Consider the following 13,427-nt stretch of genomic DNA (forward strand, 5'->3'; position numbering starts at 1 on the left):
CCGGCGCGCGCGCAACGTTTCATCCCGAATTCCGCCCCACATCATGAATACCGCCTACCGCAAACCTCTGCCCGGCACGTCGCTCGACTACTTCGACGCGCGCGCCGCGATCGACGCGATCGCCCCCGGCGCCTACGACACGCTGCCGTACACGTCGCGCGTGCTCGCCGAAAACCTCGTGCGCCGCTGCGACCCGGCGATCCTCGCCGATTCGCTGAAGCAGATCATCGAGCGCAAGCGCGAGCGCGACTTCCCGTGGTTCCCGGCGCGCGTGGTGTGCCATGACATCCTCGGCCAGACGGCGCTCGTCGACCTCGCGGGCCTGCGCGACGCGATCGCCGAGCGCGGCGGCGACCCGGCGAAGGTGAACCCGGTCGTGCCCGTGCAACTGATCGTCGACCACTCGCTCGCCGTCGAATGCGGCGGCTTCGATCCCGACGCGTTCGCGAAGAACCGCGCGATCGAGGATCGTCGCAACGAGGACCGCTTCCACTTCATCGAGTGGACCAAGAAGTCGTTCGAGAACGTCGACGTGATCCCGCCGGGCAACGGCATCATGCACCAGATCAACCTGGAGAAGATGTCGCCGGTGATCCAGGTGCAGGACGGCATCGCCTATCCGGACACCTGCGTCGGCACCGACAGCCACACGCCGCACGTCGACGCGCTCGGCGTGATCGCGATCGGCGTGGGCGGCCTCGAGGCGGAGAACGTGATGCTGGGCCGCGCGTCGTGGATGCGCCTGCCCGACATCGTCGGCGTCGAGCTGACCGGCAAGCGTCAGCCCGGCATCACCGCGACCGACGTCGTGCTCGCGCTGACCGAGTTCCTGCGCAAGGAAAAGGTGGTGGGCGCCTATCTGGAATTCCGTGGCGCTGGCGCGGCGAGCCTCACGCTCGGCGATCGCGCGACGATCTCGAACATGGCGCCGGAATACGGCGCGACGGCCGCGATGTTCTTCATCGACGGTCAGACCACCGACTATCTGCGCCTCACCGGCCGCAGCGACGAACAGGTCAAGCTGGTCGAGACGTACGCGAAGGCGGCCGGGCTGTGGGCCGACACGCTCGCGCATGCGCAGTACGAGCGCACGCTGACGTTCGATCTGTCGAGCGTCGTGCGCAACATGGCCGGCCCGTCGAACCCGCACAAGCGTCTGCCGACCTCCGACCTCGCCGCGCGCGGCATCGCCGGCCAGTGGGAAGAGAAGCCGGGCGAGATGCCGGACGGCGCGGTCATCATCGCGGCCATCACGAGCTGCACGAACACCAGCAACCCGCGCAACGTGATCGCGGCCGCGCTGCTCGCGCGCAATGCGAACGCGCGCGGCCTCACGCGCAAGCCGTGGGTGAAGAGCTCGCTCGCGCCCGGCTCGAAGGCGGTCGAGCTGTATCTGAAGGAAGCGAACCTGCTGCCGGAACTCGAGAAGCTCGGGTTCGGCATCGTCGCGTTCGCATGCACGACCTGCAACGGGATGTCGGGCGCGCTCGATCCGAAGATCCAGCAGGAGATCGTCGATCGCGACCTGTACGCGACCGCCGTGCTGTCCGGCAACCGCAATTTCGACGGCCGCATCCATCCGTATGCGAAGCAGGCGTTCCTCGCGTCGCCGCCGCTCGTCGTCGCGTATGCGATCGCCGGCACGATCCGCTTCGACATCGAGAAGGACGCGCTCGGCCACGACGCGCACGGCAAGCCCGTCACGCTGAAGGACATCTGGCCGACCGACGAGGAGATCGACGCGATCGTCGCATCGAGCGTGAAGCCCGAGCAGTTCCGCAAGGTCTACGAGCCGATGTTCGCGCGCACGGCCGATGCGGGCGAGCGTGCCGCGCCGCTGTACGAGTGGCGGCCGCAGAGCACCTACATTCGCCGTCCGCCGTACTGGGAAGGGGCGCTGGCCGGCGAGCGTACGCTCAAGGGCATGCGGCCGCTCGCGGTGCTCGGCGACAACATCACGACCGACCACCTGTCGCCGTCGAACGCGATTCTCGCGACCAGCGCGGCCGGCGAGTACCTCACCAAGATGGGCCTGCCGGAAGAAGACTTCAATTCCTACGCGACGCACCGGGGAGACCACCTGACCGCGCAGCGCGCGACCTTCGCGAACCCGACGCTCGTCAACGAGATGGCGGTCGTCGACGGCGCGGTGAAGAAGGGCTCGCTCGCCCGCGTTGAACCCGACGGCAAGGTCATGCGGATGTGGGAAGCGATCGAGACGTACATGAATCGCAAGCAGCCGCTGATCGTGATCGCGGGCGCCGACTACGGCCAGGGCTCGTCGCGCGACTGGGCGGCCAAGGGCGTGCGGCTCGCGGGCGTCGAGGCGATCGTCGCCGAAGGGTTCGAGCGGATTCACCGCACGAACCTGATCGGGATGGGCGTGCTGCCGCTGGAGTTCAAGCCCGGCACGAACCGCAAGACGCTCGGCATCGACGGCACCGAAACGTTCGACGTGATCGGCGCACGCACGCCGCGCGCCGACCTGACGCTCGTGATTCATCGTCGCGACGGCGAGCGCGTCGAGGTGCCCGTCACGTGCCGGCTCGACACGGCGGAAGAAGTGTCGATCTACGACGCGGGCGGCGTGCTGCAGCGTTTCGCGCAGGACTTCCTCGAATCGTCGCAAGCGGCTTGAGCCGGACACACAGGGATAACCGAGACATGGCTCACATTCCTCAAATCAGGATTCCCGCGACCTATCTTCGCGGCGGCACGAGCAAGGGCGTGTTCTTCCGGCTGCAGGATCTGCCGGAGGCCGCGCAGGCGCCCGGCGCCGCGCGCGACGCGCTGCTGCTGCGCGTGATCGGCAGCCCCGATCCGTACGGCAAGCAGATCGACGGGATGGGCGGCGCGACGTCGTCCACCAGCAAGACGGTGATCGTGTCGAAGAGCACGCGGCCCGGCCACGACGTCGACTATCTGTTCGGGCAGGTCTCGATCGACAAGGCGTTCGTCGACTGGACCGGCAACTGCGGCAACCTGTCCGCGGCCGTCGGCCCGTTCGCGATCAGCGGCGGGCTCGTCGATGCGGCGCGCGTGCCGCGCGACGGCATCGCGACCGTGCGGATTTGGCAGGCGAACATCGGCAAGACGATCGTCGCGCATGTGCCGATCACGAACGGCGCGGTGCAGGAGACCGGCGACTTCGAGCTGGACGGCGTCACGTTCCCGGCCGCCGAGGTGCAGCTGGAGTTCATGGACCCGGCCGCCGAGGAAGACGGCGCGGGCGGGTCGATGTTCCCGACCGGCAATCTCGTCGACGATCTGGTCGTGCCGGGCATCGGCACGCTGAAGGCGACGATGATCAACGCGGGCATTCCGACGATCTTCGTCGACGCCGCAGCGATCGGCTATACGGGCACCGAGCTGCAGGACGCGATCAACGGCGATCCGAAGGCGCTCGAGAAGTTCGAGACGATCCGTGCGCACGGCGCGTTGCGCATGGGCCTGATCGACACACTCGACGAGATCGCGACGCGCCAGCACACGCCGAAGATCGCCTTCGTCGCGAAGCCGGCCGACTACGTCGCATCGAGCGGCAAGCGCGTGAACGCGGGCGATGTCGACCTGCTGGTGCGCGCGATGTCGATGGGCAAGCTGCATCACGCGATGATGGGCACGGCGGCGGTCGCGATCGGCACGGCCGCGGCGATTCCGGGCACGCTCGTGAACCTCGCCGCGGGCGGCGGCGAACGCACCGCGGTGCGCTTCGGGCATCCGTCGGGCACGCTGCGCGTCGGCGCGGAGGCGCGCTTCGAGAACGGCGAATGGACCGTCACCAAGGCGATCATGAGCCGCAGCGCGCGCGTGCTGATGGAAGGCTGGGTGCGCGTGCCGGGCGACGCGTTTTAAGCGTCGTCGCTGCGCCCCGTGAGGGGCGGGCGAACTGCGACTTGCCCGCTTTGCCCGGCGGTATGCCGGGCGAAGCGGGCCGCCTGCCCGTCATGGGCAGGCCATTGCGCGATGCGGCGCGGCGCGCAATCGCGATATTCCACGATGTTTCGATTCGAAAGAAAATTCCGGTCGTCGATGGCTGGATAATAAAAATATCCAGATCGTGGAAACGATTCGAATTCATGCGCCGGATATGTGCTGCAATTTCGGTTTTCCGGATATCGAATGATTCGGATCAATGTGTATTGAAGTTGTGGGCCGTGAACCGCGTTATATGCGACGCTCTGCCGGAAATTTCGATCACAAATACCGCGGCCGACGCCTTCGCATTCGATTGACCACACCTACCCGGCGGCGAAAACCAGCCGACCGGGGCGATGGAATCGAATTCTGCTCTCACGCCGCGAGAGAAAGAAGTCGTGGATCTGCTGCGTCGCGGATTCAGCAACAAGGCCATTGCCGCTCATCTCGGCGTCGGACTCGATACCGCGCGGCGCCACGTGAGCCGCGTCAAGCAGAAGACCGGCGTCCGATCCGTCATCGCGTTGCCGGGCGGCGATTTGCCCGACCACCCCGGATGGCTCGAGCGCCTGGATCTGGGCGGCGTCCATCTGAGCCCCGCCGAATCCCGCGTGCTGCGACTGCTGTGTCATGGACGCGGCAGCAAGGACATCGCGCGCTTGCTGCAAATCAGCCCCCGTACCGTCGACAAGCATCGCGAGCATTTACTCGATAAATTTTCGTGCAAATCGACGCGTCAACTGGTCGCGTGGATCGCCGGTCAATACGCGAAATGTGGCATGGCGAATTCCTCGGGAGAATCCTAATCTGCATCCATGCGCTGCAGATACAAATAGATGAATTGATCGGTTAATAATTTTTAAATTGGAAATTGTTCGATTCGTCAATAAATAAGGCGTTTGTTTTTGTGCGTGACGCTCGCCGCGTGCGGAAGATTCATTTTTAGCGAGCTTATCCGAGGGAATTACAAAATGAGCATCCTGAAAGTTTGCCGTTGGCCGAAAGTGGGTAGCACCTGGGACGTCATTACCGAGGGGACCGGGGAGCTGAAGAAGAAGGTCGGGGATACGTTCTCCGTGACCGGCGTGAAAAAGGAAAGCCTGAGAACCGAAAACACGTACTACGTGTACCAGGGCAGCCATGTCGACCAGGGGCAGAAGGTCGTGTGCAAGAGCCTCAGCTCGACCGGCAACGTGGCGGAGTTCCAGGTGCAGGCGCAGCTGTTCCAGGCGGAGGAGTACGCCGTGCTGGCCCAGTCGTTCCAGAACGTGCTGGCTGCCGTGACCAAGACCGTCGCGATCGGCATCGGTCCGAAGGACTTCGCGACGCTCAAGCAGGCTGGCTACAACCTGTGCTTCGCGAAGAAGGTCGGCGACGCGGCGTACAACGTCGTGTGGCGCGCATCGTTCGAGTACCTCGAGGACAACGAGTTCTCCTGGACGCCGATCTACCAGATCTTCGGCACGAACCGCTATCAGGACGGCATTACCGTCAAGGCGTCGACCAAGAAGGTCTCCATCGGCCTCGGCGAGATCGTCACGCTCGACAAGTACGGCCAGTTCGGCTCGCCGTCGACCGGCGGCGACCCGACCGCGATCAACATGGAGAACGACTACGGCGAGATCCATCCGGGCATTTGCCAGCTGAGTACGGGTATCGACGGCGAGGCCGTCAGCACGCCGATCTACGCCGCGCCCGAAGTGATGGTCTCCGGCGAAGCGTCGTTCACCCCGATCGAGAAGGTGCTCGTGTGGTTCGAGCAGAACATCGAGACGTCGACGATCTTCTCGCGGGCGCGGTCGCGCAGCATCGAGATCGACCTCACGAATACCAATTCGACGGGGCGAGTCTACGAAGGCGGGCAATGGAAAACGCCGTGATGCTGCCGTGAGCGGACGCGTCGTCAGCCGTTACGTCGAGATCGATATGTCCGACGTGTCGACGGCGGCACGCATCTACCAGGGGCAGTGCTGGATCGTTCCCTGACGGCACAGGCCGGCGTCGTGGCGCCGGCCTTTTCGTTTGTGGTTCGCTGCGCCGTATCGCGCCGCGCGTTCGCATCGGACGCCTTCCACGCACGAAAGCGCGTCAGAATACGCATACCCGGCGCACACGTCTGCCTGCCGTGCGCGCCTCCATTTGCTTCGAGCCCATCCCCACGAGGTCGCCATGCCATTGAACGCGCCGCTTGCCGGCATCCATATCGTCGAATTCGAAGGTCTCGGCCCCGGCCCGCTCGCCGGCTGGATGCTCGCGGGGATGGGCGCGCGCATCACGCTGATCGCGCGCCCGGCCGGACGCAGCAGCGCGCCCGATGCACTGCGGGCGCGCGACGGCGACTTGCTGCGCGAAGGCAAGACGATCGTCGAACTCGATCTGAAGAGCGCGGCGGGCCGCGACGCGGCGCTCGCACTGATTGCGCAGGCCGACGCGCTCATCGAAGGGCTGCGGCCGGGCGTGATGGAGCGCCTCGGCCTCGGGCCCGACGACTGCGCGCACCGCAACCCCGCGCTCGTGTATGGACGCATGACCGGCTGGGGCCAGGACGGGCCGCTCGCGACCGCGGCCGGACACGATCTGAACTACGTGGCGCTGACGGGTCTGCTGTCGTTGTCCGCGCCGCGCGAAGGCCGGCCGGGCGTGCCGCCGACGGTGGTCGGCGACGCGGGCGGTGCGCTCGGCCTTGCGTTCGGCATCGTCTGCGCGCTGCTCGACGTGCGCGCCGGCGGCGCGGGGCGCGTGGTCGACGGTGCGATCGTCGACATCGTCTCGATGCTCGGCTCGCTCGCGCTGTGGGCGCGGGCGAACGGGCAGCTCGACGGCGCGCAGCCGAGCCTGTTCCACGATGCGCCGTTCTACGACGTCTATCGCTGCGCGGACGGCGCATGCGTGACGATCGGCGCGCTCGAGCCGCCGTTCTACGCATTGCTCGTGGAGCGCCTGGGGCTGACGGACGTCGATCCGGCGTCGCAATACGATCGCGCGCGCTGGCCTGCGCTGAAGGCGCGTTTCGCGGAGGTGTTCGCACGCGAGCCGTCCGCGCACTGGCGCGCGCTGCTCGAAGGGACGGACGCGTGCTTCGCGCCGGTGCTCAGCGTGGCCGAAGCCGCGACGCATCCGCACAACGTGGCGCGGGCGATCTATCGCACCGATTCGAACGGCGACATTCGCGCACGCGTCGCGCCGCGGTTTCTGCCGTTGACGGACGATCAAGCGAACGGGCCCGTATAAGCACCGATGCGCGGCAGGCAACGCGGGGCGTCAAGGCCGAGCTGGTTGAGCTTTGAACTCGATTCGTCGAGCGGTTCGGCGAGCCTCGCCGTATTCCTCCGGCTACGCTGCATGTCTATCCGCACCGCTACAACATCACGTTGCGCAGCGTGGGCGATCGACTGATCTGCGAAATGCGCGATGCCGTCGACCTTGCCGCGACGAAGCGATAAACGTTGACTGCGCACGTCTCCGGCGGCCGACCACGCAAGCAACCGCACCCCGAACCAATTCAAGCCGTTTCCGCCACCGCCTCGGGCATCTTCCCGTCGCCGACACGATTGATCGTGCCTTGCGCGATCGCGACGAGCCGCTCGTGATCGCCGTCGATGACGTACACGTGACACTGGCAGGTCGCCTGATGCCGGCCCGCGTAGACGACCTGCGCGCGCGCGACGAGCGTGCCGTTCACGGCCGGCCGCAGGTAATTGATCTTGTACTCGGCGGTGATCACGCGGGGCCCGAGCACGAGTGCGCCGGCGAACGTCAGCGCATTGTCGGCCAGATAGCCCATCACGCCGCCGTGCACGAAACCGTGCTGCTGCCGCAGCTCGTCGCGCACGGGCAGGCACAGCGACACCTCGTTGTCGCCGATATGCATCAGCTCCGTGCCCAGCAGCATGCTGAACGGTTGCGCGCGCAATGCGCCGCGCGCGTGGTCCGTGATGTCCGTCATCGACTTGCCTCGCAATGCGTGTCCGCTTGCGCTGAACTCTAGGAAGGGGGCTGCCGATAAGCAAGGAAATTCGTCCGCATTGCGCGCAAATACCGGTGCGATGCGACGCGATTATTGCGTCGAATGCATGCGAAGCCGTCGGCGGCGGCCGATTCGACGGAAATCGTGCGCGGCGCTGCGCGGCGGCCTAAAGTCCGACGCGGAAATGCCGCTAATGCCGGGGCATTGCTCCATCCTCCGCTTCCAGGAATCTTCCCCCATGTTCGGAAAAATCAAGCTCGCGTCGGGTCTGCTCGGCGTGCTGACCGTGTTTTGCCTCTTTCTATTCGCGATCGAGGCGCTCGGGTTCTGGGCGCTCACGTCGACGCGCAGCGGCGTCGACGATCTGTCGAACGTCGCGATCGCACAGGTCGACGCGGCGAGCCAGGCGACCGAGCGGCTGCTCGACGCGCGCGTGAACCTGTCGCGTGCGGGCACGCGGATGGTGCGCGGCGGCCCCAAGCCCGACGACATCATCGGTCATGCCAGCGCGTCGCTCGCCGAAGCGGACAGCGCATTCGCGCGTCTGGCGGCCGCGCCGCCGGTCGACGACACCAACCGCGCGCGCGTCGCGGCGCTCACCGAGCGCTATCGCGCGCTGCGCGGCGCGCTCGGCGAACTCGTGCAGTTCCTCGACGCCGGCAACATCCAGGCGTTTCTCGACCAGCCGACGCAAGGCTTCCAGGACGCCTACATCGCGGAACTACATCGTTTCGCGGACTACGGCGGCGCGTCGAGCCGCACGGCGCTCGCCACGATCGATGGCGGGATGCAATGGTTCAAGTGGGTCGGCATCGTGTTGCTGGTCGCGATGCTCGCGGCGAGTGCCGCCATCTACGGGGGCGCGCGGCGCGCGGTGGTCGCGCCGCTCGACGAAGCCGGCCGCCATTTCGAGCGGATTGCGCAAGGGCGACTCGACGAAGCCGTGCGCGCGGGCGGCGTGTTCGAGATCGACCGGATGCTGCGCGGCCTCGCCGCGATGCAGGCGAGCATCGCCGACACCGTGCGCACCGTGCGCCACGCGTCGGATGCGATCCACGTCGGCGCGGGCGAGATCGCCGGCGGCAACGCGGACCTGTCCGCGCGCACCGGCACGCAGGCCGCGTCGCTCGAGGAAACCGCGGCGAGCATGGAGGAGTTGACCGCGACCGTCCGTCAGAACACGGACAGCGCACGCGCGGCCAGCGCGCTGGCCGACGCGGCGCTCGACGCGACGCGCCAGGGCGGCAGCGTGGTCGACAGCGTGATCGACCGGATGCGCGGGATCGCGCACAGTTCGGGGCGCATCGCGGAAATCATCTCGGTGATCGACGGCATCGCATTCCAGACCAACATCCTCGCGCTGAACGCGGCGGTCGAAGCGGCGCGCGCGGGCGAGCAGGGCCGCGGCTTCGCGGTGGTCGCGGGCGAAGTGCGCTCGCTCGCGCAGCGCAGCGCGCAATCGGCGAAGGAGATCAAGGCGCTGATCGAGGAATCGGTCGCGCAGATCGACGGCGGCTCGGAGCTCGTCGAGCGCGCGGGCGCGGCGATGCGCACGGTATCGACGTCGATCACGCGCGTCGCGCAGACGATGACGGAAATCACGTCCGCATCGGTCGAGCAGAGCGTCGGCATCGAGCAGGTGAACCAGGCCGTCACGCAGATGGATCAGCTGACGCAGCAGAACGCGGCGCTGGTCGAGCAGGTCGCGGCGGCGGCGTCGTCGCTGAACGACCAGACCGCGCAGCTGATGCGCGCGGTGTCGGTGTTCGAACTGGGCGACGCGCGTGCGCAGCGTGCGGTGCGCGACGAGCGCGCCGCGGTGTCGCCGTCGCCGGCCGACGCCGCTTACGAAGCGGCCGGCAGCGCCGCGTAGGCGGTCGCGAGGTGGTAGGGCGTGGTCGACGGCATGTCGGCGCGCGACACCTGCCCGTCGGCCGACTTGCATTCGATCCAGCCGCGCGGCAGCAGGAAGCGCGCGGCGAAGCGCGCGATCTGCTGCGCGAGCGGCGCGCCCGCCGGCGTGTCGCCGTGCGTCGCGAGCGCGCGCAGGTATTCGGTCTGCGCCCAGATCCGCTGGGTGCCGTCGATGCATGCGCCGTGCACGTCGAGCGCCGCGCACACGGCGCCCGTCTGCGTATCGACGCCGTGCCGTTGCGCGAACGCGAACGCGCGCCCGAGCGCGTCGCGCAGCCCCGTATGCGCGAGCCGCGCGCCGGCCGCATCGACCAGATAGAACCATTCGAACTGATGGCCGGGCTCGAAACGGTTGCCGGACGCACCGAGCGGCAGCTCGGCGACGCAGCCGGTCGCGGGATCGACGAACGTGCGCTCGACCGCCTGCGCGGTGCGCGCCAGCGCATCGTCGAACGCCGCGTCGCCGAACGCATCGGCGGCCGCGAGCCATGCTTCGGTCAGATGCATCAGCGGATTCTGCAGCGCGCCGCTGCCCGACGACGAGAAATCGGCGTGGCGCGCGGCATCGAGCAGCGCGGCGCGCGGCTGCGGCGCGAAGCGGTCCTGGATCAGCGCGGCGGTCTGCTGGGCGACCGTGCGTGCCGCGGCGTCGCCCGACGCCGCATGCCATGCCGCGCATGCGAACACGACGAACGCATGGGTGTAGAGATCCTTCGTCGTGTCGAGCGGCGCGCCCTGCGCGTCGATGCTGTAGAACCAGCCGCCGTGCTGCGGGTCGCGAAAGCGGCTGCAGAGCGAATCGAACAGCGTGGCCGCGTGCGCGGTGTGACCGGCTTGCGCGAACACGAACAGTTGCCGCGCACAGGCCATCGCGCGATACCGCGTGACGGGCAGCGGCGCATGGGTGACCGGATCGACGGCCTCGAACGGCAGCCGCAACGTGCGGTCGAACCCTGGACCCTGCCAGATCGGCAAGATGACGTGCGCAAAATGGTCGCGCAACTGGGCGGCCTGGGCGGAAGCGGAGTCGGAAACGGACATGACGGGGTTGTGCGCTGGGATCGAAACGTGTCGGCGCGGCCCGGTGGACCGGCGCGACCGAGGCCAAGGATAAAACATTCCGCGGCGCCGGCAGCAAAAAAAGGAGATAAATCCGATGCTCGGCAATCTGGAACTCGTGATGCGGCTGGTGCTCGCGGCCGCGCTCGGCAGTGTGATCGGCTTCGAACGCGAGCGGCTGTCGTGGGCGGCCGGCCTGCGCACGCACATGCTGGTGTGCGTGGGCTCGACGCTGATCATGATCGTGTCGGCGTTCGGGTTTGCGGATGTGCTCGGCCGCGAGCACGTCGTGCTCGACCCGTCGCGGATCGCCGCGCAGGTCGTGTCGGGCATCGGCTTTCTCGGCGCCGGCTCGATCCTGCTGCGCGGCGAGATCGTGCGCGGGCTGACCACGGCCGCGAGCCTGTGGTCGGTCGCGGCGATCGGGCTCGCGGTCGGCGGCGGCCTGTACGTCGCGTCGATTTCCGCGACGATCATCATTCTGATCATCCTCGCCGGCATCAAGCCGCTGGAGCGGCGCTACTTCACGGTGCGGCAGCGCCGGCAGCTCGCGCTGACGGTGGTGAGCGGCGCGCTGACGTTCGATTCGCTGCACGCGGCGCTCGGCCCCGACAGCGCGCGCGTGAAGCAGTTCATCGTGCAGCGCGCCGACGAAACGGGCGAGCACGACGAAGTCCGCATCGCGCTCGCGCGCGTGTCGGACCTCGAATTCCGCGCGATCTGCGACAAGCTGCGCGGGTTGCCGTGCGTGACGCGATTCGACGAAGGCAACGGGTTGGCGGGCGACGAATGAACGTCGGTCGAGCGCGTCGGCGCAGCGGCCGGATCGACATTTGGTCATGCGACAATGGCCGTCACCGATTCCGTTCGACATCCGGCGCCGCTGGCGCGACCCGTCATCCGACTCCATGACCGAATCCGTTTCCGTGCCGCGTTCCCGTTCCCGTTCCAGCCGTTCTTCGACTCGTTCGCGTTCGGCCGCGGCCGCCGCTGCCGCGGATATCGCCGCTAATGCCTCTGCGCGGCCGGCCAACGCGCCGGCCGGCGATGCGTCAGACTCCAACCGTTCTTCGACTCGTTCGCGCTCGGCCGCGGCTGCTGCGGATAGCGCCGCCAAGGCATCCGCGCGGCCGGCCAACGCGCCGGCTGGCGATGCGTCGCGGGACGAAGTTACGCTCGACCTGTTCGGCGATCCGGTGCTCGAGCCGGCTGCGCGTGGGGCGGGCGCTGCGCGTGACGATACGTCGGCGGACGCACGAGCGGCAGCGACCACGGCGGACAGCGAGGACGCCGGGCGGCAGGCGACGCTGGACGGGTTTGGTGCCACCAGCGCGATCGGTGCGACCGCGATGCGTGATGGAGACGTTGCCGCGTCGGCGGAATCGGAACCGGGATCGTCGCCTGCGGCGGGACATGGCGATACGCGCGACGCGGATGTCGTGCACACGGTCGATCCCCACGCAACGCAGGCAGCCGACATACGGCAACCCGCTGACGTCGGTGCGATTGCGATTAGCGAGCCGGCGATCGACGGCGCGCAAGCTCCGGCCGGCGGCGTGCCGGAAACCGCCGCCGAGGCCGTAACGGCTGCGGGGCTTGCGACCGAGACTGCCAGCGCAGTTGCCGATGCGGCCGCCGCTGAACCGCCCGTGAAATCCGCTAACGATGCGGAACTTGCGGGCACGCCGGACCAACGCGACGAAGCAGAGCGGACGCGCGGCCAGAGCAGCAGGGCGGGCCGCGCGTCGTCGGGCCGCGCGTCGTCGGGCCGCAAGCGGCGCGCAGCGAGCGGTGCGCGCGAAACGACGGCAGCGGGCGGCACGCCGGAAGCGCAGGCGTCTGTTGCGACCGCGGAGCCGGTTTCGGCTTCGGTCCCGTCTTCAACGATGCCCGAGTACGTTGCGCCATCCGCTGAACGGCAGGCGTCGGTCGAGCCAGCCAAACCGGCCGCTCCCGCCGCTGCCGCGATTGCGACGAGCGCCGGAAATGCGCCGCGCACCGCCGCGCCGACGCAGCCGGCCGTGCCGCCGGTGGCGTCCGCGGCGTCGTTCGTGACGAAGCCGTCGGCCGATCGCGCGCAACCGGCCGGGCAGAAGTCGTCGGCCTTCGATCCCGACGTTCATCTGCGTCCGCTGTCCGAGCGGCTCGCCGCGTTGCAGTCCGACACGGCCGGCATCAAGCAGGTTGCCGATCGCGAGATGCGCCGTGTCAACCGGCTGCTGCTGACGCTGGCGGTCGTCGTGTGCGCGGGGCTCGTCGCGCTGGTGTTGCAAACCCGGCAAATCGCGCAGCTGAAACAGGACCTCGATGTCCGGCAACAGCGAATCGATCGGCTGGCGGCCGATCTGTCGGCGCAGCAGGCGACGTTGATGACCCTCGCGGACCGCCACGAGGCGCTGCTGTCGCAAGTCGACCGGCTCCAGCGCAATGCGAATCGCGAGGCCGCGGCCGCGAAGCGCGTGCGTCGAACCCGCTAAGCAGTCCGACCCTACCTGCAACGCCACGCCGGGCAACGATCGCCGTATTACCGCGTCGTGAGACGACTACAGCGGTGCGACGAATTGATGCG

At 68.0% G+C, this 13,427-nt stretch carries 12 protein-coding genes; 9 read left to right on the forward strand and 3 right to left on the reverse strand.

Features of this window, described 5'->3' with window-relative positions:
• The first annotated feature begins 43 nt into the window (after positions 1-43).
• The 6 genes from acnD (at position 44) to AK36_RS00645 (ending at position 7,149) form a co-directional block, all read left to right on the forward strand.
• The gene (gene acnD / locus AK36_RS00625; RefSeq protein ID WP_011881024.1) at positions 44-2,638 is read left to right on the forward strand and encodes a Fe/S-dependent 2-methylisocitrate dehydratase AcnD; all 2,595 of its coding nucleotides are present in this window, start codon (positions 44-46) and stop codon (positions 2,636-2,638) included.
• A gap of 26 nt (positions 2,639-2,664) precedes the next feature.
• Positions 2,665-3,855 carry a 2-methylaconitate cis-trans isomerase PrpF gene (gene prpF / locus AK36_RS00630; protein WP_034193402.1) on the forward strand — a complete coding sequence of 397 codons (1,191 nt, stop codon included), beginning with the start codon at positions 2,665-2,667 and terminating at the stop codon, positions 3,853-3,855.
• 41 nt (positions 3,856-3,896) lie between these two features.
• Positions 3,897-4,235, forward strand: coding sequence for a hypothetical protein (locus AK36_RS32390; RefSeq protein ID WP_144410605.1), 339 nt, complete (start codon positions 3,897-3,899; stop codon positions 4,233-4,235).
• Positions 4,236-4,274: 39 nt separating this feature from the next.
• On the forward strand, positions 4,275-4,724 hold the full coding sequence (locus tag AK36_RS30445) for a response regulator transcription factor (RefSeq protein ID WP_011881022.1): 450 nt from the start codon (positions 4,275-4,277) through the stop codon (positions 4,722-4,724).
• Between the two features lie 165 nt (positions 4,725-4,889).
• Entirely contained in the window at positions 4,890-5,798 is a 909-nt protein-coding gene (locus AK36_RS00640) for a hypothetical protein (protein ID WP_011881021.1), read from the forward strand.
• A gap of 289 nt (positions 5,799-6,087) precedes the next feature.
• Complete coding sequence (locus AK36_RS00645; RefSeq protein ID WP_011881020.1) at positions 6,088-7,149, forward strand: CaiB/BaiF CoA transferase family protein; 1,062 nt, start codon at positions 6,088-6,090, stop codon at positions 7,147-7,149.
• On the opposite strand, the gene AK36_RS32395 is transcribed toward AK36_RS00645, so the two are convergent.
• A complete protein-coding gene (locus tag AK36_RS32395; protein WP_124260150.1) occupies positions 7,128-7,424 on the reverse strand; it encodes a hypothetical protein in 297 nt (98 codons plus the stop codon). The two genes, AK36_RS00645 and AK36_RS32395, sit on opposite strands and share 22 nt — an antisense overlap.
• Complete coding sequence (locus AK36_RS00650; RefSeq protein WP_014724157.1) at positions 7,421-7,864, reverse strand: PaaI family thioesterase; 444 nt, start codon at positions 7,862-7,864, stop codon at positions 7,421-7,423. Before AK36_RS00650 ends, AK36_RS32395 begins: the two co-directional genes overlap by 4 nt.
• 259 nt (positions 7,865-8,123) lie before the next feature.
• On the opposite strand from AK36_RS00650, the gene AK36_RS00655 reads away from it, so the two are divergent.
• The gene (locus AK36_RS00655; RefSeq protein ID WP_045577623.1) at positions 8,124-9,758 is read left to right on the forward strand and encodes a methyl-accepting chemotaxis protein; all 1,635 of its coding nucleotides are present in this window, start codon (positions 8,124-8,126) and stop codon (positions 9,756-9,758) included.
• Here AK36_RS00655 and AK36_RS00660 read toward each other — a convergent pair.
• Complete coding sequence (locus AK36_RS00660) at positions 9,731-10,840, reverse strand: AGE family epimerase/isomerase (protein WP_045577624.1); 1,110 nt, start codon at positions 10,838-10,840, stop codon at positions 9,731-9,733. The two genes, AK36_RS00655 and AK36_RS00660, sit on opposite strands and share 28 nt — an antisense overlap.
• 115 nt (positions 10,841-10,955) lie before the next feature.
• Between AK36_RS00660 and AK36_RS00665 the strand changes: the two genes are divergently transcribed.
• Positions 10,956-11,651: an MgtC/SapB family protein gene (locus tag AK36_RS00665; RefSeq protein ID WP_011881016.1), complete on the forward strand. Its 696-nt coding sequence runs from the start codon at positions 10,956-10,958 to the stop codon at positions 11,649-11,651.
• An 856-nt stretch (positions 11,652-12,507) separates the two neighbouring features.
• Positions 12,508-13,335: a hypothetical protein gene (locus AK36_RS34635; protein WP_330992668.1), complete on the forward strand. Its 828-nt coding sequence runs from the start codon at positions 12,508-12,510 to the stop codon at positions 13,333-13,335.
• Positions 13,336-13,427: the final 92 nt, after the last annotated feature.

The sequence above is a fragment of the Burkholderia vietnamiensis LMG 10929 genome (assembly GCF_000959445.1).
GTDB classification, from domain to species: domain Bacteria; phylum Pseudomonadota; class Gammaproteobacteria; order Burkholderiales; family Burkholderiaceae; genus Burkholderia; species Burkholderia vietnamiensis.

Excerpts from the sequence above, each read along its gene's own strand:
- AK36_RS00665 (WP_011881016.1), top strand. The coding sequence starts at position 10,956 with ATGCTCGGCAATCTGGAACTCGTGATGCGGCTGGTGCTCGCGGCCGCG.
- AK36_RS00655 (WP_045577623.1), top strand. The coding sequence starts at position 8,124 with ATGTTCGGAAAAATCAAGCTCGCGTCGGGTCTGCTCGGCGTGCTGACC.
- AK36_RS30445 (WP_011881022.1), top strand. The coding sequence starts at position 4,275 with ATGGAATCGAATTCTGCTCTCACGCCGCGAGAGAAAGAAGTCGTGGAT.
- prpF (WP_034193402.1), top strand. The coding sequence starts at position 2,665 with ATGGCTCACATTCCTCAAATCAGGATTCCCGCGACCTATCTTCGCGGC.
- acnD (WP_011881024.1), top strand. The coding sequence starts at position 44 with ATGAATACCGCCTACCGCAAACCTCTGCCCGGCACGTCGCTCGACTAC.
- AK36_RS00650 (WP_014724157.1), bottom strand. The coding sequence starts at position 7,864 with ATGACGGACATCACGGACCACGCGCGCGGCGCATTGCGCGCGCAACCG.
- AK36_RS00660 (WP_045577624.1), bottom strand. The coding sequence starts at position 10,840 with ATGTCCGTTTCCGACTCCGCTTCCGCCCAGGCCGCCCAGTTGCGCGAC.
- AK36_RS00640 (WP_011881021.1), top strand. The coding sequence starts at position 4,890 with ATGAGCATCCTGAAAGTTTGCCGTTGGCCGAAAGTGGGTAGCACCTGG.
- AK36_RS00645 (WP_011881020.1), top strand. The coding sequence starts at position 6,088 with ATGCCATTGAACGCGCCGCTTGCCGGCATCCATATCGTCGAATTCGAA.